Source organism: Kribbella speibonae, from assembly GCF_004331375.1.
GTDB classification, from domain to species: domain Bacteria; phylum Actinomycetota; class Actinomycetes; order Propionibacteriales; family Kribbellaceae; genus Kribbella; species Kribbella sindirgiensis.
Genome location: NZ_SJKC01000001.1, coordinates 2,365,611 through 2,387,353, shown reverse-complemented (window position 1 = coordinate 2,387,353; position 21,743 = coordinate 2,365,611). Strand labels below are relative to the sequence as shown.

Here is a 21,743-nt window from a genome sequence, read left to right as displayed (position 1 = left end):
GGCTGAGGGGCGGCCCTGTCGAAGGTTCTCCGAAGATTCTCCGAAGGTGCACCCGCCAGTCTGTTCACGACATCAGCGCGACGATCGGCGATCAACCAGTCGCCTTCGCACGCAAACCAGTTCTCGTTCAGACCTCGGAGGAATCCTTCTCATGGCTCGAATTACACGCCTGGCGACGGTCGCCTTGATGACCGGTGCCAGCATTTTCGCCCTCGGTGCTCAGTCCGCGTCGGCGGACACCGCCATCGGGCGATGCGACCCGCCGATCGGTCAGGATGCCGCTGTCCGGACGTGTGTCTACATGGATTTCGACAACAACCACGCAAGGTCCCGGGCGGGCGCCTATGACGTCGCCGGCGGAACGAACTTCGATGTCGACGTCACCATCGTCAAGATCGAGGTCAACATCAACGGCACCTGGGTCAACGCGGACTCGGGCACGAGGGTCGAGGTCGGCTACCAAGACGCAACAGACACGTTGGTGGGTAGCTCTGAGACCTGCACCGGTGTTGGCAGGACTGAGAAGGTTCGTGCCGCGGCACGGTTCAGGTGGCGCAATCCTGCCGGCACCGAGGTCTATCAGTGGATGCACACGGACGCCCGCACCATCGGCTGCACGAGCTAGCTGCAATCTCCTGCCACTATCGCTTCGCGCTGAGCTCGCCGAGCTCAGCGCGATGCGGCCTGCAGCGACCATTTCGACCAGGCTGTGAATCTTCTTCGGCTGAGTCCTAACAAGTCGTGCTGGAGCCTGGCTGATCTGTGGCGGTCACGCGATTGAGGAGCTTCGTGCGCGCCCGGCCGGCGGCTGCGTGGTCGAGGCTGTCCAGAGCCAGGAGAGCTTGCTGCCAGGTTCGCCGGGCGGCGTCGCGGTCGCCCGCATCGAGCTCCGTATCGCCGAGGTCGGTGAGGCTGCTGACTTCGAAGTAGCCGTGGCCGATCTGGCGCCACAGCTCCAGAGCGTGGACGTAGCACGTTTGAGCTCGCTGGTGATTGCCGAGCTGGTGGTGTGCGTAGCCGAGTGTGTCCCAGGTGGCTCCCTGGCCTTTCGGATCGCCAACTCTACCGAGCAGAGCGATGGCACGCTCGCCATCGCTGATGGCCTGCTCGAAGTTGCCCAGCATGGCGTTGTTCCAGGCCATATTGCTGAGCGCGCGGCCCTGGCCGGTCGCATTTCCAGCCTTCGTTTGCAGATCGAGTGCCTGGCTGCTGTGTTCGAGCGCTTCGGCATAGTCCTGCTGCTCACAGTGGAGGTGAGAGAGGATCAGGTGGGTTTTGGCTTCCCCGCTCTGATCTCCATCGGCGCGGTAGAGGCTCATTGCGCACTCGAGAACTGTCGTAGCCTCGGTGAAGCGGCGCAGCCGGGCATATGCCAGGCCGAGTCCGCGGCAAGCTAAGCCCTCGGCCGACCGGTTCCCCAGGCGTCGAGCGGCCGCCAAGCCGGCATCCTCCATCGTGAGCCAGTCATGCCATAGGCCGTGCTGGTCGAGAAAGGTCGCGAATGCGTCGACCAGGTGAGTCACATGGGTGTCGAAGCCCTTCGTCGCTGCTTGGTCGACCGTCGCGAGCAGGACGGGACGTTCGCTGGCGAACCAGGCCTGCGCCTGACCGGCATCGACGAGCTCCTCAGGCACTACGCCCGGCTGAGACGCAGCTGGCGCTACCGGGTCGCGGTGCGGCGCGATAATGCGCAACGCCGCATGAGCCGTGTGGGCATAGTGGTCGAATGCCCGATGGACAGCCAACTGGCTTTCGGGCTCAGCCACCGAGAGTTCGGTGGCGTAGGCGCGCAGCAGATCGTGGAATCTGTACCGCCCCGGCGCCCACTCGATCAGCATGCTCGCGTAGCACAACTCGCCGATGAGCCGCGTCGCCTCCGACAGCCCGAGCGCGGCGAGGCTGGCCGCAGCGGCAACTGAGATGTCAGGACCAGGATGCAGACCGAGTAATCGGAACAAGCGCTGCGCTGGAGGGGTCAAGACGTCGTACGACGACAAGAACACCGCCCGCATCGTGGTGCGTTGATCATGGGTGTCCAGTGCGTCCAACCGCTCCCGTTCGCCCGTGAGGTCAGCCGCGATGGCAGCCAGGCTAACGGACGGGTCGATCGCTGCCCGCCCGGCGACGATCGCCAGGGCAAGGGGCAGCCGAGCACACTGCTCCATCAGTTCGATGGTCGCCGCCTGCTCTGCGGCCAACCGGTCGGCCCCGATTCGTTCCCGCAGCAACTGTTCGGCATCGGGGCGTGAGAGCACATCGAGATGGACCGGCCGGGCCCCATGCTCGGCGACCAAACCGGTAAGACGGTTTCGGCTTGTCACCAGTGCCAAACAACCCGGCGCGCCAGGCAATAGTGGTCGAACCTGGTCGACATCGCGCGCGTTGTCCAGCAGCACCAGCATCTTCCGATCGGCGAGGAGGCTGCGAAACATGGCGATCTGAGCGTCGTGCTGCTGCGGAATCGCTGGTGACGAAACGCCCAGTGCCTCGAGAAAGCCGCGGACCGCATCGATGGCCGACAGCGGTACCGCGCCCGGGTCGAAGCCGCGGAGGTTCACGAAAAGCTGGCCGTCCGGAAACCGATCGGCGACCTGGTGCGCCCAATACACCGCAGTTGTAGTCTTGCCGATCCCGGCCGTACCCACGATCGCCGAGATCACCACCGCCGTCGCGTTCTCCGGGAAGGCGATCAGTTCGTCGAGGACCCGCAACTCAGATTCGCGTCCTGCAAAACCTCGCGTCACAGCCGGCAGTTGACGCGGTACGACGCGAACCGCCGCCGAGCCGGCGGCCAAATCGGGATCCCGACGTAACAATCGCAGATGCAAGTCCTGCAGCTCATCGCCGGGTTCCTCGCCGAGTGCGTCGGCCAGGTACGTCCGAAGCTTCGCGTAATAGTCGAGAGCGTCAAGTCTCCGACCGTCCGACGCCAATGCGCGAATCAGGTAGCCGGCCAGCGGTTCGGACAACGGATACTCCTCGGCGACTATCAGCAGATCGTTCACGAGCGAGGCGAGGTCGCCCAACTCGTGGCGACGCCGCGCGAGCAGTAGCCAGGCCGACAATCGCTCCTCGCTCAACGTGTCGCGGAACCGGATCACCCAGTCACCGCTCAGACCGCCCAGCGGTACACCACGCCACAGCGCGAGCGCCTCGCCCAGCAACTCGACTGATGCAGGGACATCGGCCGCCTTGGCCTCGCGAAGCAAGGCACGAAAACGCACCACATCCACGCGGTCCGGTGGAACCTCACAGACGTAGCCACCATCACGCCGTACGATCCGGAGCCCGATGGCGCTACGAAGCTGGCTCAAATAGGGATACAGCGTGGCCGCCGGGCGCGCGGGCGGCTGGTCACCCCAGACCCGCTCGATCAGCACTTCGAGCGGTACAACCTGACCAGGCGTGACCGTGAGCGCCGCTAGCACCAGCCGTTGCTTCGGCGAACCAACGTCCAACTCCGCACCGTTGGTTCTGACCTCGACCGCTCCCAACAACTGGATCTCCATCAAGACCACAGGCTAGCCAACCCAAGGATCGGGCAGCCCGATCTTTCGAGAAGGCGTTGCCACGCGACGTACGGGAGCGTTGTCGGGTGTGAACCGCCCGAGTGAGCAACAGAGGTGCGGCCCAGGCTCGCCGTGATCGGTAGATCACAGCAAGGGCAACGCGCAGGTCAGACCCCGTAGAGCAAACGAAGGCCCGGACCTGATGGTCCGGGCCTTCTTTCGTAGCGGGGGCAGGATTTGAACCTGCGACCTCTGGGTTATGAGCCCAGCGAGCTACCGAGCTGCTCCACCCCGCGTCGTTGTGTCTTTAGTTTAGAGGATCTGGGCTGAGCAACCAAATCGGTTCCCGGTGTGGCCCCGGATCTGCGAAAACCCGTGTCTGCCGGGGGCGTGGCGGCGTACCGTCCGAGTATGTCCCGACACGTCATTCGCCCGTTCGAGGAGGCGGATCTGCCGGCTGCGGCCGGCCTGCTCGCCGAGCGGCACCTGGAGCACCGCAAGCGTCACCCGCTGCTTCCTGCTGACTACGAGGACGCCCAGCTCGCGCTGGTCGAGGTGACGGCCGCGTGGGAGACCGAGGGCGCGTCCGGTGCCGTGCTGGTCGAAGGCGGCGAGATCACCGGCTATCTCTTGGCCGCCCCGAAGCAGTCCCCGGTCTGGGGTCCGAACATCTGGGTAGAGGCCGCCGGTCACGCCGTACGTGAGCCAGAACACATTCGAGATCTGTACGGCGCCGCCGCCGCGCAGTGGGTCGACGACGGCCGCATCGCGCACTACGTCCTGGTGCCCGACGACCCCGCGCTGCTCGACGCCTGGTTCCGGCTGGCGTTCGGTTCGCAGCATGCGCACGCCGTCCGTCCTGCGCCTGACTCTCCCCTGTCGCCGCCATCGGATCTCGTCGTACGTCGTGCCGTTCGCGCGGACATCCCCGTACTCGCGGAACTCGACCTCGAGCTGCCCCGGCATCAGGGGTTGTCGCCGGTGTTCTCGTCCGGTGAACTGCCGACGCTCGAGGAAGCCGTCGCGGACTGGGAGGAATCGATCGACGATCAGGACTACGCGACTTTCGTTGCCTCGTACAACGGTGAGGTCATCGGCTCGTCGGTCGGTTGCTCGCTGGACAAGTCGAGTGCGCACAGCGGGCTCGCGAAACCGGACAACGCGGGGTTCCTCGGGTTCGCGGCCGTGCTGCCGTCGGCCCGCGGACTCGGCGCCGGCCGTGCGCTGGGCGAGGCCGTGCTGCAGTGGTCGGCGGAGACCGGGTACACGTCGGTCGTGACCGACTGGCGGGTGACGAACCTGCTGTCGTCCCGGGCGTGGCCGCGGCTCGGGTTCCGGCAGACGTTCCACCGGTTGCATCGGCTGATCGGGCACTGACCGCGAGGTTGTCCACAGCTCCGGAACTCGTCGGTTCAGACGAGGCACGATCACTGCACCTTCTTGGTCACGAAGGGCGTCTCGCAGCAGGCGGGGCGCCACCGTTTCCAGGAGGCAGCCATGTCGCGTTCAACGCTTCGTTCCCGAGCCGTGCCGTCCGCCCGCCGTATCGTGACCGGGAGCGCGGTCTTCCTGGCCGCGCTCGGGCTCTCGGCGACAGTCCCTGCCTCAGCAACGGAGTTCACACCGCCGTCGACGTACTCCGCGAAACATCCATCGACCGAGCAAAGGGCTGGCACCTTGGACGGCTTCGTGATCGAGAACCTTCCCGACGGCCTCGGCACGCCGAGCGACTTCGAGTACGAGTGGGAGGACGTGTCGTTCCACAGCCGGGTCTGGGAGACCGGGCCGGATCCGGAGGGCGCGTTCAAGGTCGACCTGACCGTGAAGACCCTCCGCGGCGAGAGACTCACCGATCTCGAAGCCGTCAAGGACTTCCTGGTCGAGTACGAGGAGAAGGAGCCGGGCGACTGGCAGCTCGAACCGGTAAAGGTCGGCGGGTACGACGCGCTGTTCGCCGGCAACGAGGTGTTCTACTTCATCGAGCCTGGCGTCGCAGCCGAGGTCACGATCGATCACGAGCGCTTCACCGACGAGGACGTGCTCGACACCGCGGCCGGGTTCCACCCGGAGCCGACGACCTGATGCCGTAGGCAACCAGCCGGCACGGCGCAGACGAACGGGGCGGCGACGCCGACTGATGTCGGTGTCGCCGCCCCGGGAACCACCCTGCGACTCAGCCTGCCGGTGAGGTCGGTGGACTCGTCGGTGTCGTCGAGGCCGGTGGGCTCGACGGATTCGGGGACGGCGTCGGCGATGGTGTCGTCGTAGGCGTCTCCGCTGCGCCGGCAGCGGCTCGGTCGAGCGCGGCCTTCATCTGGTTGAGGTTCGTCTGATAGCCGGTCAGGTCGCCGTTCCTCAGCGCCGTCTGCGCCCGGGTCCAGGCGGCCTGAGCGTCGGCGATGGCCTGCTTGACTGTCTGGTTGGGCTGCTGTGTCGTAGGCGGCTTCTCGGTTCCTGGAGGCAGCTCACCGGTGTCGACGCTGGTCTTGAAGACCTTGGTGAGGGCATCCTGCAACGTCCCGCCGTAGGCGACGCTGTCGCCGAACGACACCAGGACGTACCGCAGGACCGGATAACTACCCTGCCCGCTGGTCCGCACCGAATAGACCGGCTGGACGTAGAGCAGACCGCCGCCGAGCGGCAACGTCAGCAAGTTGCCGTACTGCGCTCTTGCCCCGCTGTTCGGCTGGTTGATCGGCAGCAACGCCTGTCTGATGCCTTCGTCGGTCTGGAACTTGTTGTAGACCTGCCCCGGACCAGGTATCTGCAGGTTCCCCGGCAATCGCAGCACCCGGAACTTGCCGTAGTCCGGTGAGGTGGCCTCGGCATCGACAGCCACGAACGCAGTCAGGTTCTCCCGTTCACCGTTCGGCACGTACACCGACGTCAGGGAGAACTTCGGCTCGGACTGATCGGGCATCCGCAACGAGAGATAGAAGGGAGGCTGGCTGATATGCGTCGCCGAGTCACCACCGGAGGAGACCGCGGTCGGGTCGTCCGGCACTCGCCACAGGTCGCTGTTCTGGTACCAGGTGCCGGCGTCCTGGACGTGGTACTTCGCGAGCAGGTCGCGCTGCACCTTGAACATGTCCTCCGGGTAGCGCAGGTGCGACATCAGGTCCGGCGAGATGTCCGAGCGCGGCTTGACCGTGCCCGGGAACGCCTTCATCCAGGTCTTCAGCACCGGGTCCTTGTCGTCCCAGGCGTACAGCTCGACCGAGCCGTCGTAGGCGTTGACGACCGCCTTGACCGAGTTGCGGATGTAGTTGATCTTCTCGCTCGGTTGCTGAGCGATCGTCCCGCGGCCGGTCGTGGTGTCCCGGGTGCTGACGTCGAGGTCGACCTTCTCGGAGTACGGGTAGTTGTCCGAAGTGGTGTAGCCGTCGACGATCCAGACCACCTGGCCGTCGACGATCGCCGGGTACGGGTCACCGTCCGGCGTCAGCCACGGGGCCGCCTTCTCGACCCGCTCGCGCGGGGTGCGGTCGTAGAGGATCTTCGAGGCGGAGTTCACCCGGCTGGACAGCAGGATGTTCGCATCCCGGAATTTCGTTGCGTAGAGCAACCGGTTGGCGAACGAGCCGACCGGGACGCCGCCCTTGCCGGCATAGGTGTTCAGCGTCGGGTCGCCGCCCTTCTGCCCCTCCGGCGTGTCGAGCTCGACCTTCTGGCCGCCCTCGGGAGCGCCGACGATCGAGTAGTCCGGCGACTGCTCGCCGAAGTAGATCCGCGGTTCGTAGTCACCGAGATCGCCGGTCGGCGGCAGGTCCTTCTCGGTGAACACCGGAGTACCGCCCTGCGATTGGTTCCCGTTGGCGGCGACGACCCCGTAGCCGTGGGTGTAGACGGTGTGGTCGTTGTTCCAGTTGCGCTGACCGGCCGGCAGCCGGTCGACCTGGACCTCGCGGACCGCGATGACCGTGTCGTTGACCTTGCCCTTGATCTTGTACCGGTCGACGTCGAGATCCGTCGGGAACGAGTAGAAGCCACGGACCTGCTGGAGCTGCTCGAACGTCGGTCCGATCACCGTCGGGTCGATCAGCCGGATACCCGGCAGAACTTCGGCATCCGCCGTCAGGTCCTCCGGCTTCGCCGTACTCTTCGCCTGGTATTCGGTGACCTCGGCGCCCTCGAGCCCGTAGGCCTGACGCGTGGCCTCGATGTTCTTGGTGATGTACGGCGCTTCCTTCACGGGCTCGCTCGGTCGCACCCGCAGCTGCTGGAGCGCGGCCGGCCAGAGCGCACCGAGGAGGATCGCCGACAGGATCAGCACGACCGTGCCCACCCCGGGAAGCAGCCAGGTCCGCCGGACCACGTTCGCGAAGAACAAGATCGCACACAGGACCGCGATGACGGCCAGGATCTCCTTGCTCGGCAGGATCGCGTTGTCACCGGTGTAGGAGACACCGGTGAAGAGCTTGGCGTCCGAGGTCGTGAGACCGAACCGGTCCAGCCAGTAGCTGAAGGCCTTGAGCAGGACCAGCAGACCGAGCAACACGGAGAACTGCACCTGCGCTGCGCCGGAGGCCTTCTGGCCCTTCGCGGACGGGCGGAAGCCGCCGTACAGGTAGTGCGTGATGATCGCGGCGACCAGCGACAGCAGGACGATCGAGTAGCCGAAGCCGAGCAGCACGCGCAGCCACGGGTAGTCGAAGACGAAGAACGCGATGTCCTTGTTGAAGTGCTTGTCGGTGACGCCGAAGGGGGTCCGGTTCCGCCAGGCCAGGAAGACCTTCCACTCCCCCGACGCTGCCGAGCCGCCGAAGACCAGCATCAGGGTCGCGACGACGCCGACCGCGATCTTGCCGTGCTGCTGCAGCAGTTCGCCGTACCGCTCGAATCCGGGACTCGGCGACGGGGCGAGGGCCACCCGGGGACGGGTTCGGAAGGCGACGATGATGTTCGCGACGACCGCGGCCGCCATCAGCAGACCGACGATCACGAACAACAGCACGCGGGTGCCGAGCACGGTGCTGAACACCGAGCCGAGGTCGACCGATCGGTACCAGAGCCGCTGGGTCCAGACGTCGGTGAAGATGCTGAAGAGGATCAGCAGGACGATCAGCGTGGCGATCGTCGGCAGCAGCGCGCGAGGGCGTCCGCCTGTTCGCCGGGTCCGGCGGGCCGGCGGCTCCTCGGGCATGTCATAGACGCCGTCGCTCATGGTCGCTTCTCCTCGTTGTCACTCAGGCCGTCGACCCCAGGACCCTCGCCCGACCGGATGCCGGTCGAAGGTTCGAATGTCAAAGACAGTACTTCGCACAGCGTCGGGACCAAGTCGATACCGGTGAGCACCGCGCTGTCCTCGTCGTGGGCACGCAACCGGACGGCGCCGAACCGCGCGCCTTCGCGGAGCACCGCCGCGACCATCCGGACCTCGTGCCTGCGTGGATCGCTCCCGGCCAGCCGGGCCAGTTCGGCGTCCGACTCGACGCTGGACAGGCCGGACTCGGACGCCGCCGGCAGCACGATCCGCTCGATCGCCAGTGCGCAGCCGGCGACTCCGTCCGGCCATTCGATCCGGCCGAGCGTGTCGGCCAGGCGGTCGTCCTCGACACCACCGGGAAGCTCGCCCTGGGCCACCGGGGTCAGCGGCTGCGATGCGTCCTCGGCGCCGAGTTCGGCGGCGAGGTTGGGTTCGGCGCGGAGCAGGTCCGCCGTCGGAACCAGCGCGAACAACTGCGCGGGCTGGTCCCAGCCCGCGCTGCTCACGTGCTTCTCGATCTCGACCACCGCGCGGCTGAGCGCGTCCGGTGGCAGCGTGCCTACGGAATCCATGCCGCCAGATCTTCCCTTCGGCTCACCAGTACGTACCTATCGCTCATTGGCTGCACGACGGGACCTCTCCCTTGCCGTCAGCGACCGCCTGCAGTGCGCTGATGGCGTCGGTCAGCGTGCTGATCTTCACCAGCTGGATGCCGTTCACGCCCGCATGCAAAGCGGCCGCGCAGTTCGGCGCGGGGACCAGGAACACCGTCGCGCCGTCGTTCCGGGCGCCGGCGATCTTCTGCTGGATACCGCCGATCGCGCCGACCTGGCCGAGCGCGTCGATCGTCCCGGTGCCGGCGACGTGCTTCCCGTTCAGCAGGGCGCCCGGGGTCAGCTTGTCGTAGATGGCCAGCGCGAACGCGGTGCCCGCACTGGGGCCGCCGATGTCCTGCCCGAGGTTCACCGTCACCTTGACCTGCGAGTCGACGCCGATCGTGATCCCCACCATCGGCCGGGTCTCGTCACCGGGCGTCGCGGCGGTCTTCAGCTCGACGGTCTGCTCGGCGGTGCCGCGGCGGATCAGGAAGACGACCTTCTCGCCGACCTTGTGCTTCCGGACGAACTCGCCGACCTGCGGGACCTGCGTCACCGCCTGCCCGTCGACCGCCAGCACGATGTCGCCGGCCTTCAGCTTGCCCTGCGCCGGGGAGTTGTCCGCGACCGTCGACACCTTCGTGTGGAACGGAACCTTCGCCGCCTGCAGCGCGGCCGCGACCGCACTGTCCTGCGAGCCGGTCATCTCAGCGGTGTTCTGCTGCTCGACCTCGTCGGCGCTCTGGTCCGGCGGATAGATGATCTCGCGCGGGAACAGGTCGTGGTGCGGGTCGAGCCAGTTCCGCATCGCCTGCGGCAGGGTCAGCTCCCGGTCCGGCGAGGTCACGGACACCGTCGTGAGGTCGAGCTGGCCCGTCGTCGGGAACGTGTCGTGGCCGGTGATCTCGACGACCGGCTTGTTCTTCGACAATCCCAGGGTGTCCTTGACCGGCCCGGGGCTGAACGAGACGAACGGCACCGGGAACGCGGTGACCAGCCCCAGCGAGACGACAAGCACGACGATCGAGGTGACCAATGTGGCGGTACGACGTGTCACGAACCCTGCCCTGCGATCTTGGAGCCGGAGCTACGGATCTCGGAAGAGACCGGCTGATGGTTACGACGACCCAGGCCGCGGCGACGTTCCGGAGTGGCCCGCGGGCCTGGCGCGGCGAGCGCGGCGTTGAAGCGGCGGAAGTCCTCGACCGACGCGAAGGCGCCGCCGGACCGGCGGCGCTCACGGCTGCGCCACCCGCGCCACGCCGCCCAGCACATCGCCAGCAGCGTGGCGGCCAGCGGGAACGCCAGCCACGCCAAAACCTTCATCCGGCCACCTTCATGCGCCCAGCGTACGTGTCAGTGAGCGCCGACCCACTCGCTGCCACCGTCGCTGAAGCGCTGGTGTTTCCAAATCGGGACCTCGGCCTTGAGTTCGTCGATCAACTGCCGACAGGCAGTGAACGCCACATCTCGGTGCGAGGCCGCCACCGCGACGATCACCGCCGCGTCACCGATCACCAGATCCCCGGTCCGGTGCACGGCGGCCAACGCCGTCACCGCGGGGTCGTCGCAGATACGCTGCGCAACCTTCCGCAGGTGCTCCAGCGCGTCCGGGTGCGCCTCGTAGCTCAAGCGGTCGACCGGCTTGTCCTGGTCGTGGTTGCGCACAGTACCGATGAAAAGCGCAGTTCCGCCCGCCGTCGGGTCCGCGACAGCCGCGAGAACCTCGTCGCTGGACAACGCACTGTCGCGAATGTCCAGCAGTCTGATCGCGTCGCTCATCCGTTCCTCATTCCGGCCAGGTCCCCACGCTCACACCACACCATTCCATCCCCCACACGCAATTCTCCCTCCCACCCTCCATTTCCAGGACATCCCCTCCCTTTCCGCTCACCGATCCGCTCGCCGGCACGGGGCGCTGCGGTGCGTGGTACGGCGTACACCAGGAGAGACTGTTGCCTTCCTCACCTACCTGCCGGACCGGGGTTCAGGCTCTGCCGGCGGCGAACAGCGACGGTTGTGCGTTCACCGAGCGAGGAACTGATGGACGGAACCAGTACGTTGGAGTTGTACGCCCCACCCGCACAGGAAGGCCCTCCGATGAGCGACGAACCGGACAACCCGGACAACCCGTTCAAGGGAACGCCGTTCGAGGCCATGTTCCAGCAGTTCTCCGGTGCGGCCGGCGCGGGCGGCACCCCGGACCTGAACGCGATCTTCGCCCAGGTCCAGCAGATGCTGAGCGGGTCGACCGACGGCAAGCCGGTGAACTGGGACCTGGCCAAGGACATCGCCCGCAAGACCGTCTCCGCCGCCGGAGACCGATCGATGACGTCCACCGACAGCGACCGGGTCGCGGATGCGGTCCGCCTCGCCGAGCACTGGCTGGACGACGCGACCACCCTCCCCGAGGTGTCCGCTACCTCCGCGGCCTGGAGCCGCGCCGAGTGGGTCGAGAACACGCTCCCGGTCTGGCAGACGATCGTCGATCCGGTCGCGGAGCACGTGGCCGGTGCGATGGGCAACGCGCTGCCCGCCGAGGCGCAGCAGCTCGCCGGTCCGATGGCGGGGATGCTGCGGCAGTTGGGCGGTTCCGTCTTCGGGGCGCAGGTCGGTCAAGGGCTCGGCGAGCTCGCCGGAGAGGTCGTCAGCTCGTCCGACATCGGGCTCCCGCTCGGTCCGACCGGCCAGGCGATCCTGCTGCCGGACAACGTGGCGAAGTTCGCCGACGGTCTCGGGCTGACCGACGAGGACGTCCGGTTGTACCTCGCGCTGCGTGAGGTCGCACACCAGCGGCTGTACGCGGGTGTGCCGTGGCTGCGTCAGCATCTGCTGGCCGCGGTCGCCGACTATGCGGCCGGCATCGAGGTCGACACCGGCAAGATCGAGCGGGCGATGGCCGACATCGACCCGCAGAACCCGGAAGCCATGCAGGAAGCACTCGCCGGCGGCTTGTTCGAGCCCGAGGACTCGGCGCAGCAGAAGGCGGCGCTCGTCCGGCTCGAGACCACGCTGGCGCTGGTCGAGGGCTGGGTCGACGACGTTGTCCGGCAGGCCACCAAGGACCGGATGCCCGCTGCGGTACAGCTCGCCGAGACGGTACGGCGTCGTCGGGCGGCCGGTGGTCCGGCCGAGCAGACGTTCGCGACTCTCGTCGGCCTCCAGCTGCGCCCTCGCCGCCTGCGTGACGCCGCGAACCTGTGGGCCGCCGTCCGCGACGCCCGCGGCGTCGACGGCCGCGACAACCTCTGGTCCCACCCCGACCTGATGCCGAGCACCAGCGACCTGGACGACCCCATCGGCTTCGCCCAGCACGCCGGCGAACTTTCCGACATAGACATCAGCGACTTCCTCACCGAAGAGACGTCCGACAAGCCCCAGGACGACGACGGCGACACCCCCACCAAGTAGTCACTCGCCCTACCCCGCCTGAGAGTGTCCGGGCGGGGATGGGGAGACTTGCGGGATGCTTCATGGGGATGCGGTTGAGGTGCTGGAGCGGTGGCGTGCGCCTGATGCGGAGCAGGAGGAGCTGCGGGCGCACTACCTGCGGCACCTGGTGACTCATCCTGACGGGATGTGTCGGAGTTGCCGGCCGGAACATGTGACGTCCAGCGCGCTGGTCGTCGACGGCGCGGGCAAGAACACCCTGCTCACCTTGCACAAGACAGTCGGCCGATGGCTTCAACTCGGCGGGCATTGCGAGCCCGGCGACACGACGCTGAGCGGTGCGGCTCTGCGGGAAGCGACTGAGGAGTCCGGGCTCTCGGGCCTGATGGTCAGCCGCGAACCGCTGCAGCTTTCACGGCATCTGCTTGAGGCGGGTGGGTGCGCGGGTGCGTACCACCTCGACGTCCAGTTCCTCGTTACGGCGGCAGCGAACACGGAGTACGTCGTGAGCGAGGAATCCCACGACCTTGCCTGGTTCCCGCTCAACGAACTCCCCCCGGACACAGACGCCTCCGTCCAGGACCTGGCCTCTCGAGCACGCAGACATCTCGCGCGCAACTGACCTCGCGACTCCAGGGCTGAACCGCCTGCTGGGCAGGCGATCCCGCTTCAGGTGACGTTCCTGTGGGCCGACCAGAGTTGGCCGGCCCACCTCCCCACAACAGGGCATTCCTCACCCCTCAGCCCTGCCGTACCGCGTCCCCCGCGATCCCCCTGTCGTGCATCCCCGTGCCCCCGCTGTCCCCCGTTGGTGCTCCCCCGTACTGCGGATTCGTGCAGCGTGCGCAGCCCCCCGACTGCGGCACTCCCCCGTGGTCTTACTGTCCCCGTGGTGTTGCTGATCCCCCGTGCTGATCCCCCGTGCGGTCCCGTCGGATGGTGCTCCCGGGCCGCATCCCCCGATGCGGGCCGGGTTTCTCGTCGGGTGCCGCCCCTGAACGGCATCGGCGATCGGTGAGGTTCCCCGTTGCATGGTGAACGAGCGGATCGGGAGAAGGTGACGGGTCAGGCGTGACGAAGTAGGGATCTTGTCGCATCCCATCCTTCGAGCCCGGGATCCAGTCGCGCTAGGTCAGCATTCGATCGCAGACGGTGCCATCCGGGGCCGATCGCAACGGCGTGACGGCGGGGTTTGCGGGCCTCGAGAACTGAGAGTGGGGTGTCAAAGGTCGGGGCCAGTTCGGCGAGCCAGTCGGCGATCGGGAGCTTCACCCCGATGGCTGCCAGGGAGCCGTCCTCGGCAGGCGTGACGGCGACGTCGGCGTTGCTCAACGCTCGGAACAGTTTGCCGATCAGCAGCCCGGGCAGATCCGGTAAGTCGTGCGACACCGCAACCACCGCTGCGGCAGGGCCAGCGAGTTCCACCGCGTGGAGCACCGGTCGCTCGGGAGAGACGGCGTACGTCGGTGTGCCGGGCCAGGTCAGCGCGCGTACCTCAGCCACAGCACTCTCGTCGCCGGAGACCGCGACCGCGACGTCGACCCGGTCGAGTGCGGCGATCACTTCGTACGTGTCCTCGGCCATCGCCAACCGCCACGCCTCAGGGTCCCTCCCCGGCGGAGCCCAGGTCCCAGCCTCCGGCACAACAACCACCACAACCCGCCGATCGGCCCCGTCCGCGGTTGTCATGCTGGGGTGCTCTCGGTGTCGTAGGTGGCGCGGGCGGTGGTCACTTCGGGCATGTGCGACTCGGCCCACGACTTGATGGCCGAGATGAGCGGCATCAACGTGCACCCCAGCGGGGTCAGCTCGTAGTCGACGCGCACCGGGACGGACGGGGTGACCGAGCGGGTCAGGAGACCGTCGCGTTCCAGGGAGCGGAGGGTCTGGGTCAGCATCTTCTGGCTGACGCCGGCAATGCGGCGCGACAGATCGGAGTAGCGCTGCGGACCATCTGCAAGGGCGCTCAACACCAAAGTCACCCACTTGTCGCTGATCCGGTCGAGGAGTTGCCGCGCGGGACAGGTCGCCAGGAACGCGTCGTACTCGCGCGCTGCCTCTTCGCGGCGCTGGGCTGCGGTGCGGGTGGGCATGGCTCTCCTCGTCGTGCGGTACGCACTCCGAAGTGCGTACTTCCCACCAGAGAGTAGCTCTCCAAGAGTGGTGCATGTTCCAGACACCACGAGGAGGAGAACGATATGCGCGCACTCGTTGCCCGGCGGCTCGACGGGCCGGACGCGATCGAGTTGATCGAGACCGGCGTACCTGAGCCGGCCGCGGGTCAGGTACGGATCAAGGTGGCCGCGGCCGCGGTCAACCCGGTGGACGTGGCGGTCAGCACTGGAAAGGCCGTCCAGTACGGGGTAACCCGTGCCCGCGACCAGTTCGGCCTCGGCTGGGACGTCGCGGGCACCATCGACGCGGCTGGCCCCGGGAGCGACCTCGAGCCGGGTACGCCGGTGATCGGGCTGGCGGATCTGCTCGGACGACCGCTCAAGACACATGCGGAGTACGTCGTCCTGAATGCCGAGGCGGTCGCGCCCGCGCCGAGGAACCTCGACCTCACCGCTGCGTCCACGATCGCCCTCAACGCCCTGACCGCGTTGCAGGCCCTCAAGGCCGTCCAACTCGACCCCGGTGAGACAGTCCTCGTCACAGGCGCGGCCGGTGGGGTCGGAGGGTACGCCGTCGAGCTCGCCAAGCACTTCGGCCTGACCGTCATCGGCACCGCGGCAGCGGAAGACGAACACCTGGTACGGCGTCTTGGCGCGGATCACTTCGTGTCACGTGCAGAGGACCTGACGGCTGCGGTACACGCGATTGCGTCCGGAGGCACCGACGGTTTGGTGGACGCGGCCGTACTAGGCATCGGTGCGCAGGAAGCGGTCCGCAACCGTGGCCGGCACGCGCACGTCCAGGCGGGTCCCACCCCGCCGCATCTGCGCGGCATCACCGTGCATCAGATCTTCGTCCATGCGAACCGTTCGGAACTGTCGGAACTGATACAGCTGACCGAGGCGGGGGTCATCTCCACCCGAATCGCCGACACTTACCCACTTGAGGACGCGGCAACGGCGTACCGGCGATTGGCCAAGGGCGGCGTCCGCGGCCGCCTGGCACTCATCCCCTAAGCGGAGACCTGCAGTTCCGGGGTGATCAGGCCGAGCCGAAGGGCGGTCATGATCGCGTTGGCGCGGTTGGTGGCGCCGAGCTTGTCGTACAGGCGCGAGACGTAGGTCTTGGCCGTCGACAGGCTGACGAACATCGTCCCCGCGATCGCCGGAACCGACTGCCCACGGGCCAGCAGGGCCAGCACCTCCCGCTCACGGGGACTGAGCGCCATCACGGGCGGCACCTGAGCGGCAGCACTACCGCGCCGAGCCAGCGCGGTCGCGAGTCCGGTCGCGGTGAAGGACGAGGCTGCCACCGCGGCGTGGCGGATCGCCCCAAGCACCTCGGTGTTCGGGGCGGTCTTGCCCACGAACGCGGACACCCCGGTCTCCAGCGCCCGGAACAGTACGTCGTCCTCGGCCTGCGACGTGAGTACGACGATGCCGAGCCCGGCGTGCCGGTCACGCAGCTCACGGGCGAGGCGGAGCCCGTCGGCGTCCGGCAGCACGACATCCAGTACCACGACATCCGGGCGGCTGGAGGCGATGACCGCGGACGCCTCGGAGGCGAGGCTGCACTCACCGACGATGCTGATCTCGGGATCCGCGCTGACCAACCGCACCAGCCCGTACCGCGTCAGTGTGTGTCCGTCGATGACGACGACGCTGATCGACCTGCTCATGGTGGCCCCCGTTGAATCCCCAAGCGCAGCGTGACGAGTATCACCTGCTGTAACTATGATCGCTCAACTACTACGCCGCGTTACGCCGATTCAAACAGGTGCTTTCAATCTAAACGGCCTAAACGGCCGGTAACCAAGTTCCCGAGTTCCTCAGTGCAGCAGGGAGCCGTACCAACGGGCGACGGGAGCTGCCGCGAAGACAGCCAGGAGGACCCCGGCGATCATGAACGGCCCGAACGGGAGAGCGGTCTTCCGCCCTCCGCCCGCAATCAGGATGACGCCGATGCCGACGATCCCGCCCAGCAAGAAGGCCGCGAAAGCACCGATCAGTAGCGCGTTCCAGGACAGGAACGCCAGTACACCGCCGACCAGGCCCGAAAGCTTGACGTCACCCCAACCCAATCCCGCCGGGTACACCAGCACCAGCAGCAGGTAGAACCCGAACAGCGCCGCCCCACCGATCACCGCTCGAACGAGCGCCGACCAGTCGTGGTCCCACGCCGCAGCACCGGCTAGCAGTGCTAGCAGAACTGGGTACGACGGCGCCACGATCGCGTTCGGCAGCCGTCGTACGTCGAGATCGATCAAGGCGAGCGCCACACCGGCGCCGACGAACCAGAGGTACGCCGGGAGCGCGGCAGCCGTGTCGAGCCGGAGGGCAACCGCCGCGAACAACAGCCCGGTCGCGAGTTCCACGAGCGGATAGCGCACGCTGATCGGTACCCGGCAGTCCGCGCACCGGCCGCGCAACAGGATCCAACCGGCCACAGGCACGTTGTGCCGGGAACGCACGAGGCTGTCGCACCGCGGGCAGTGCGACGGCGGACTCACCACCGACTCCCCTCGCGGCACCCGGTACACCACCACATTCAGAAACGACCCGACCGCCAGCCCCAGCACCCCGGCAACGAACGCGATCATCCCGGCCTCGACCAACTGAGCACCGTCACCTGACGATGCCCGGGACTCGGAGCCATCGGATTGCTGTCGACCAGAGCCACCTTCGATCGCAGGGCAGGTGTGCCGGTCGTCGAGCACGGCCCCGCTCCGGAGCAGATGTAGGCCGACAGGTAGAGACTGAACACGAAACCGGGCGAGTCGTCCGGTACCTCGATGACCGGCCCGCCGAACGTGAAGCTACCGGTCACCTTGACCCACAACGACCGCGAGACGACTCCGAACCGGAAGACCTGCTCCTCGGCGTTGTTGAGCGTGATGTCCAGAACCGCCTTCGGTGTGTACGTCGTGCCCTGGACGTAGAACAGGCTGTCGTTCGACTGTGCCGTGACGACCGCACAGGTCGACGCGTTGCCCGTGCCCGTGTACGGCGTGTTGGTGATGCAGCCGCTACCGGCGCGCAACGTGGGCGGCACGAACGTCAACTCCAGCCTCAGCGTGTCGAGCGACTCGATGCCCTTGTGCTTGACGCCTGCGGAGTAGCTGAGCTTCGCCCCGGAGTACCCGCCGGCGTTGACGAGTTGCGCGAGGGTTCCGACTCCGCCTTGGAGCACGTCGATCGACTCGGTGTGCATGGCGGCGTCGCCGTACGACGGAACCACGACGGTGAACGGACTACCGTTCGTCGGATCCACCCGGACCGACAGATTGTCCTGCGCGGAGCCGGCGCTGTTGCCGTGGACGACGACCAGCTTCGCCGCGGTGAGGACCGAACCCACCGGGATCGCGGTCGGTGGTGTGTAGCCCGACACCTTCACCGTCCCGGTCTCGTTGCTCGCGCTGGTCTTGGCCCAGGTCGCGCTCTGCCCGTCGCCCTGGGCGATCCAGCCCGGGTTGTTGACGAAGGGTCCGGCGTCGTCGACCGTCGTCATGGCGAGCGCGTTGGTGCCGGTCCAGGCCGCTGGCGTGTCCGATCCCGTGGTCTGACCGTAGATCGCGATCGGTGCCTTGTTGGTGTGGTACGAGCCGCAGATCTCCGCATGCCCCTTGTTGACCGTGAGCTGGCTGTCGCCACCGAAGATGAACTGCACCCCTACAGCGCTCGCGTTCTTGATCGGGTTGTCGCACGAGCCCGGTATCGCGGGCAGCACCGGCGGCTTGGCGATGATGTTGCCTGCGGCATCGGTCGGGGTGCCGCCGACCAGGGTCCCGTTGTCGATCGTCCAGACGTTCGTACCGGATGGCAGCAACGGATTGGCGTTCGTGCCGCTGTTGCGGAAGTCGAAGTAGTACGTGCCCGGCTTGAACCACCAGGTGCTGTCGCGGCACGCACTGCTGCTCCTCATCATCGCGCTCAGCCCTACGGCATCGTCGTACGTGCCTGGCTGGAAGGTGACGACCGTGCCGCGCGAGGTGCAGGCCGGCAGGTCGCGGTGCGGTGGCGGCGTGGTCGTGTCGGCCGCGTAGTTGGGGTCGTCGCCGAGCTCGTTCGCGGCGTTGCCGATGTTGCACGCCGTACCCACGCTCTGGATCGTTCCGGAGCAGGAGCCGCGGGCCCAGACGTTGGCGTTGGTGTTCAGGACGCCCTTGACCACGTTGATGTTGGAGTTCGAGAACACGTTGCCGTGCACTCGCAGAGCGGATCCCGTGTTCGGTTGCGTGATGTTCAGACCGTCCTCACCCGCGACCTTGCCCAACGTCAGGATTGCGTTGCCGGGCCGGTTGCAGTTCGACAACGACGGGCACTGGATCAGGACCTTCTTCGGGTCGGCCTCGCAGGTCACCGCAGCCGAGTCGCCGCCGTGGAAGTTGGTCAGTTGGAGTGTGTCGTCGGCGCCGAAGCAGTGCTGCCCGGTGTTGTGGTTGTAGCTGCTGTTGCGGAGGTTGTTGATCGCGGCCTGCAGGGCGCCGTCGGCGTTGTACGTGTCGGCGACCTGGTCACGGAGCCCGACGGTGGTCCGCACGCTGGTGTCCGACAACGTCAGGAGTGCAGACAGACTGAGCGCGATCACGGTGATCACGATCAGTGCGAGGACGAGGGCCGCGCCTTCGTCGCCGCGGGCACGGGCGATGCGGTCTCTCATTGCTGCCTCCGCTGACCGGTGAGCGTGATCGGGTAGTCGCCGACGGACGCCCGTGTGACCTGGAACGTCAGCGAGATCTGGTCCGGTACGTCGTCGGCCTCGCAGGCGCTCGAGCACGTCACGGCCACGCTGCCCGGCTTCACGTTGTGGGCGAGCACGACGTCGGTCCCGGTGGTCGACGGGCCGATGCACTTGACCCTGTGCAGCTCGCGCCCGTCCGGTGTGAGGTAGTAGGCCACGATGTTGGTGGCCGCGTCCGTCTGCGAGACGTCCGGGTCCCACGCGTCGGAGAGAAGCCGGAGCACGGCCGTCGCGGACCCGCAGGTGCCCCCGGCGGCGTTGTACGGCGCGCCGAGCTGGACCGACTGCTTGAACGGCACCGAGTTCGCGTTGACGGCCGCCCAGTTCCGCAGCCCGACCTCGGCGACGTCGCGAGCGAAGTACGACGAACTGATCTGGGCGTCGTGCGAGAGTTCCAGCCGGTCGGACGTGTCCGTCGTGTTGCGAAAGGCGCCGATGACGACGTTCGCCAGCGGCACCGTGATGACGGCCAGGATCGCGACCGCGACGAGCAGCTCGACCAGGGTGAAACCCTCGTCGGTACGGCGGGTCAGCATGACGTGTCCAGTCCGCAGGGTTTCCGCAGTACGACGTCCACTCGCTCGGTCGCGCGACCGTCGTCGCTGGCGACCTGGATCGTCAACTGCTGAAGGCCGAGATCTGTCGAGCAACCTGTCTGCCACGCACCGCCGTTCCAGTATTTGACCGAGCCGGCGACGACGCTCGGCGTGAACCCGGACGGCGCGCTGAAGGCCGGCACCAGAGCGTCCGGCTTGTACGACGTTGCGCCGGCACACGGGACGTAGTGCTCCCCGGCCACCGACGTCTGGATCGCCTCGGCGTAGTCCCGGACCGCCGTACCGGCCGTGGCCTGTTTGCGGTGTACGTCGGAGATGAGGACGCTGGTGACGAGCCCGGCCATGATCGCGACCACCGCCAGGCCCATGATCGCGACCGCGATCAGCAGCTCCAGCAGCGACTCGCCCTGGTCCCCCCGGGCCCCGCTCATGACTGGACCTGGCGGAAGATCCCGTACATCGCGGACACCAACGCGACCGCGACGAACCCGACGATCACTCCCATGACGACGATGACCAAGGGCTCGAACAGGCCGATCAGCTTCTTCAGCTTGTAGTCCAGCTCGCCCTCGTAGTACTCGGCCGTGACCTCGAGCTGGGTGTCCAGCGTTCCGGTGTCCTCACCGACCCGCATCATCTGCGCCGCGGTCTTGGGGAACAGCTTGGTCGCGGCCAGTGGACGGGCGAGGCCCTCTCCCTCCAGCAGGGCCTCACCCGCCACGCCCAGGGACCGCCGGAAGACCAGGTTCGGCAGTGAGCCGGTGGCGACCCGGAGTGCTTCCGGCAGCTGCACGCCCGCACCGACCATCGACGCGAGGATGCGGCAGAATCGCTCGACCAGGGCGAACTGGATCGTGCTGCCGAGCACCGGCAGAGCGAGGAACATCTTGTCCCTCAGGTAGCGGCCACCGTGGGTCTGAACGATGCCGAAGATGAGCAGCGCCAGGACGGCGGCTCCCCCGCCGAGGGCCCACCACCAGGCGGTGAGGAAGTCCGTGACCGCCAGCAGCATCCGGGTCGGCAGTGGGAGCGTCGCGTGCAGGCTGGCGAAGAAGTCCTTGAACCGCGGCAGCACGAACGCCGCGAGCACGATCACCGTGACCGTCGACATCACTGCCACGATCGACGGGTAGATCATGGCCTGCTTGACCTTGCGGCGCGCCTCGAGGTCGCGCTCGAGGTACGTCGCCAGCTGCTGGAGAACCGTGTCCAACTGACCGCTCAGCTCGGCGGAGCGAAGGATGCCGCGGTAGAACTCCGGAAAGATCTTCGGGTGCCGGTCGAAGCAGTCCGAGAGCTTCTCGCCGCCACGCAGCCCGTGCTCGACCTCTGCCATCATCCGTCGTACCGACGCGTTGTCGGCTTCCTCGCCGAGCGAGTGCACCGCATCGATCAGCGGCAGGCCGGCTTTGATGAAGGCACCGAGCTGGCGGGACAGATGCATCACCTCTTCGCGCTTCACGCGGCGCGGCGTGATCTCCAGCTGCAGGACGCTGCGCTTCTCGGTGACCCGGATGTCGCGCAGCTCGCGCTCGTACAGCGCCAGCTCGGCGTCCTCCCGGCTGTCCGCCTTGGTGATGCCCTTTGCGACCTGGCCGTCCGGCGCCGTCGCGACATACGCGTACCTCAT

20 protein-coding genes and 1 tRNA gene are annotated in these 21,743 nt (G+C 67.3%); 6 read left to right on the top strand and 15 right to left on the bottom strand.

From position 1 onward, the window contains the following. Positions 1-187: 187 nt before the first annotated feature. A complete protein-coding gene (locus E0H92_RS12050; protein WP_131496252.1) occupies positions 188-625 on the top strand; it encodes a hypothetical protein in 438 nt (145 codons plus the stop codon). 106 nt (positions 626-731) lie between these two features. On the opposite strand, the gene E0H92_RS12045 is transcribed toward E0H92_RS12050, so the two are convergent. Continuing rightward, a complete protein-coding gene (locus E0H92_RS12045) occupies positions 732-3,509 on the bottom strand; it encodes an AfsR/SARP family transcriptional regulator (RefSeq protein ID WP_238173417.1) in 2,778 nt (925 codons plus the stop codon). Positions 3,510-3,731: 222 nt separating this feature from the next. Next, positions 3,732-3,805 (bottom strand) — tRNA-Met (locus tag E0H92_RS12040). A gap of 115 nt (positions 3,806-3,920) precedes the next feature. On the opposite strand from E0H92_RS12040, the gene E0H92_RS12035 reads away from it, so the two are divergent. Together E0H92_RS12035 and E0H92_RS12030 are read left to right on the top strand one after the other, a co-directional pair. After that, entirely contained in the window at positions 3,921-4,886 is a 966-nt protein-coding gene (locus E0H92_RS12035) for a GNAT family N-acetyltransferase (protein ID WP_165549753.1), read from the top strand. Positions 4,887-5,006: 120 nt separating this feature from the next. Beyond that, positions 5,007-5,591 carry a hypothetical protein gene (locus tag E0H92_RS12030; protein WP_131467443.1) on the top strand — a complete coding sequence of 195 codons (585 nt, stop codon included), beginning with the start codon at positions 5,007-5,009 and terminating at the stop codon, positions 5,589-5,591. Between the two features lie 91 nt (positions 5,592-5,682). Here the strand turns inward: E0H92_RS12030 and E0H92_RS12025 are convergent, their stop codons facing one another. From E0H92_RS12025 to E0H92_RS12005, 5 genes are read right to left on the bottom strand one after another with little or no spacing between them, the layout of a single operon-like run. Continuing rightward, positions 5,683-8,673: a UPF0182 family membrane protein gene (locus E0H92_RS12025; RefSeq protein WP_131467442.1), complete on the bottom strand. Its 2,991-nt coding sequence runs from the start codon at positions 8,671-8,673 to the stop codon at positions 5,683-5,685. Beyond that, positions 8,670-9,287, bottom strand: a complete 618-nt coding sequence (locus E0H92_RS12020) for a PPA1309 family protein (protein ID WP_202873574.1) — start codon at positions 9,285-9,287, stop codon at positions 8,670-8,672. Before E0H92_RS12020 ends, E0H92_RS12025 begins: the two co-directional genes overlap by 4 nt. Positions 9,288-9,330: 43 nt before the next feature. Further along, positions 9,331-10,368, bottom strand: a complete 1,038-nt coding sequence (locus tag E0H92_RS12015) for a YlbL family protein (RefSeq protein WP_131467441.1) — start codon at positions 10,366-10,368, stop codon at positions 9,331-9,333. After that, positions 10,365-10,637 (bottom strand): hypothetical protein, encoded by a 273-nt coding sequence (locus tag E0H92_RS12010; RefSeq protein ID WP_238153424.1) that lies wholly within the window; start codon positions 10,635-10,637, stop codon positions 10,365-10,367. Before E0H92_RS12010 ends, E0H92_RS12015 begins: the two co-directional genes overlap by 4 nt. Positions 10,638-10,667: 30 nt before the next feature. Continuing rightward, the gene (locus E0H92_RS12005) at positions 10,668-11,093 is read right to left on the bottom strand and encodes a molybdenum cofactor biosynthesis protein MoaE (RefSeq protein WP_131285467.1); all 426 of its coding nucleotides are present in this window, start codon (positions 11,091-11,093) and stop codon (positions 10,668-10,670) included. A 318-nt stretch (positions 11,094-11,411) separates the two neighbouring features. On the opposite strand from E0H92_RS12005, the gene E0H92_RS12000 reads away from it, so the two are divergent. Together E0H92_RS12000 and E0H92_RS11995 are read left to right on the top strand one after the other, a co-directional pair. Then, on the top strand, positions 11,412-12,722 hold the full coding sequence (locus tag E0H92_RS12000) for a zinc-dependent metalloprotease (protein WP_131496250.1): 1,311 nt from the start codon (positions 11,412-11,414) through the stop codon (positions 12,720-12,722). A gap of 55 nt (positions 12,723-12,777) precedes the next feature. After that, positions 12,778-13,323, top strand: coding sequence for an NUDIX hydrolase (locus E0H92_RS11995; protein ID WP_131496249.1), 546 nt, complete (start codon positions 12,778-12,780; stop codon positions 13,321-13,323). A gap of 443 nt (positions 13,324-13,766) precedes the next feature. Here E0H92_RS11995 and E0H92_RS11990 read toward each other — a convergent pair whose 3' ends face one another. Both E0H92_RS11990 and E0H92_RS11985 read right to left on the bottom strand, forming a co-directional pair. After that, positions 13,767-14,390, bottom strand: a complete 624-nt coding sequence (locus E0H92_RS11990) for a DUF2064 domain-containing protein (RefSeq protein WP_202873573.1) — start codon at positions 14,388-14,390, stop codon at positions 13,767-13,769. Next, positions 14,387-14,794, bottom strand: a complete 408-nt coding sequence (locus tag E0H92_RS11985; protein ID WP_131496248.1) for a winged helix-turn-helix transcriptional regulator — start codon at positions 14,792-14,794, stop codon at positions 14,387-14,389. Before E0H92_RS11985 ends, E0H92_RS11990 begins: the two co-directional genes overlap by 4 nt. A 105-nt stretch (positions 14,795-14,899) precedes the next feature. Between E0H92_RS11985 and E0H92_RS11980 the strand changes: the two genes are divergently transcribed. After that, positions 14,900-15,832, top strand: coding sequence for an NADP-dependent oxidoreductase (locus E0H92_RS11980; RefSeq protein WP_131496247.1), 933 nt, complete (start codon positions 14,900-14,902; stop codon positions 15,830-15,832). Here E0H92_RS11980 and E0H92_RS11975 read toward each other — a convergent pair. The 6 genes from E0H92_RS11975 to E0H92_RS11950 form a co-directional block, all read right to left on the bottom strand. After that, entirely contained in the window at positions 15,829-16,494 is a 666-nt protein-coding gene (locus tag E0H92_RS11975) for a response regulator transcription factor (protein WP_131496246.1), read from the bottom strand. The genes E0H92_RS11980 and E0H92_RS11975 overlap by 4 nt on opposite strands. A 150-nt stretch (positions 16,495-16,644) precedes the next feature. Beyond that, positions 16,645-17,415, bottom strand: coding sequence for a prepilin peptidase (locus E0H92_RS11970; protein WP_131496245.1), 771 nt, complete (start codon positions 17,413-17,415; stop codon positions 16,645-16,647). Beyond that, the gene (locus E0H92_RS11965) at positions 17,412-19,475 is read right to left on the bottom strand and encodes a hypothetical protein (protein ID WP_131496244.1); all 2,064 of its coding nucleotides are present in this window, start codon (positions 19,473-19,475) and stop codon (positions 17,412-17,414) included. Before E0H92_RS11965 ends, E0H92_RS11970 begins: the two co-directional genes overlap by 4 nt. Next, a complete protein-coding gene (locus E0H92_RS11960; RefSeq protein WP_131496243.1) occupies positions 19,472-20,092 on the bottom strand; it encodes a prepilin-type N-terminal cleavage/methylation domain-containing protein in 621 nt (206 codons plus the stop codon). The genes E0H92_RS11965 and E0H92_RS11960 overlap by 4 nt, the downstream gene beginning before the upstream one ends. After that, complete coding sequence (locus tag E0H92_RS11955) at positions 20,086-20,544, bottom strand: type IV pilus modification PilV family protein (RefSeq protein ID WP_131496242.1); 459 nt, start codon at positions 20,542-20,544, stop codon at positions 20,086-20,088. The genes E0H92_RS11960 and E0H92_RS11955 overlap by 7 nt, the downstream gene beginning before the upstream one ends. Continuing rightward, entirely contained in the window at positions 20,541-21,743 is a 1,203-nt protein-coding gene (locus tag E0H92_RS11950; protein WP_131496241.1) for a type II secretion system F family protein, read from the bottom strand. The genes E0H92_RS11955 and E0H92_RS11950 overlap by 4 nt, the downstream gene beginning before the upstream one ends.

Excerpts from the sequence above, each read along its gene's own strand:
- E0H92_RS12050 (WP_131496252.1), top strand. The coding sequence starts at position 188 with ATGACCGGTGCCAGCATTTTCGCCCTCGGTGCTCAGTCCGCGTCGGCG.
- E0H92_RS12010 (WP_238153424.1), bottom strand. The coding sequence starts at position 10,637 with ATGAAGGTTTTGGCGTGGCTGGCGTTCCCGCTGGCCGCCACGCTGCTG.
- E0H92_RS11960 (WP_131496243.1), bottom strand. The coding sequence starts at position 20,092 with ATGCTGACCCGCCGTACCGACGAGGGTTTCACCCTGGTCGAGCTGCTC.
- E0H92_RS11975 (WP_131496246.1), bottom strand. The coding sequence starts at position 16,494 with ATGAGCAGGTCGATCAGCGTCGTCGTCATCGACGGACACACACTGACG.
- E0H92_RS12030 (WP_131467443.1), top strand. The coding sequence starts at position 5,007 with ATGTCGCGTTCAACGCTTCGTTCCCGAGCCGTGCCGTCCGCCCGCCGT.
- E0H92_RS12035 (WP_165549753.1), top strand. The coding sequence starts at position 3,921 with ATGTCCCGACACGTCATTCGCCCGTTCGAGGAGGCGGATCTGCCGGCT.
- E0H92_RS12020 (WP_202873574.1), bottom strand. The coding sequence starts at position 9,287 with ATGGATTCCGTAGGCACGCTGCCACCGGACGCGCTCAGCCGCGCGGTG.
- E0H92_RS12005 (WP_131285467.1), bottom strand. The coding sequence starts at position 11,093 with ATGAGCGACGCGATCAGACTGCTGGACATTCGCGACAGTGCGTTGTCC.
- E0H92_RS11990 (WP_202873573.1), bottom strand. The coding sequence starts at position 14,390 with ATGACAACCGCGGACGGGGCCGATCGGCGGGTTGTGGTGGTTGTTGTG.
- E0H92_RS11950 (WP_131496241.1), bottom strand. The coding sequence starts at position 21,743 with ATGAGGTACGCGTATGTCGCGACGGCGCCGGACGGCCAGGTCGCAAAG.
- E0H92_RS12045 (WP_238173417.1), bottom strand. The coding sequence starts at position 3,509 with ATGGAGATCCAGTTGTTGGGAGCGGTCGAGGTCAGAACCAACGGTGCG.
- E0H92_RS11995 (WP_131496249.1), top strand. The coding sequence starts at position 12,778 with ATGCTTCATGGGGATGCGGTTGAGGTGCTGGAGCGGTGGCGTGCGCCT.
- E0H92_RS12000 (WP_131496250.1), top strand. The coding sequence starts at position 11,412 with ATGAGCGACGAACCGGACAACCCGGACAACCCGTTCAAGGGAACGCCG.
- E0H92_RS11985 (WP_131496248.1), bottom strand. The coding sequence starts at position 14,794 with ATGCCCACCCGCACCGCAGCCCAGCGCCGCGAAGAGGCAGCGCGCGAG.
- E0H92_RS11980 (WP_131496247.1), top strand. The coding sequence starts at position 14,900 with ATGCGCGCACTCGTTGCCCGGCGGCTCGACGGGCCGGACGCGATCGAG.
- E0H92_RS11955 (WP_131496242.1), bottom strand. The coding sequence starts at position 20,544 with ATGAGCGGGGCCCGGGGGGACCAGGGCGAGTCGCTGCTGGAGCTGCTG.
- E0H92_RS11970 (WP_131496245.1), bottom strand. The coding sequence starts at position 17,415 with ATGATCGCGTTCGTTGCCGGGGTGCTGGGGCTGGCGGTCGGGTCGTTT.
- E0H92_RS11965 (WP_131496244.1), bottom strand. The coding sequence starts at position 19,475 with ATGAGAGACCGCATCGCCCGTGCCCGCGGCGACGAAGGCGCGGCCCTC.
- E0H92_RS12025 (WP_131467442.1), bottom strand. The coding sequence starts at position 8,673 with ATGAGCGACGGCGTCTATGACATGCCCGAGGAGCCGCCGGCCCGCCGG.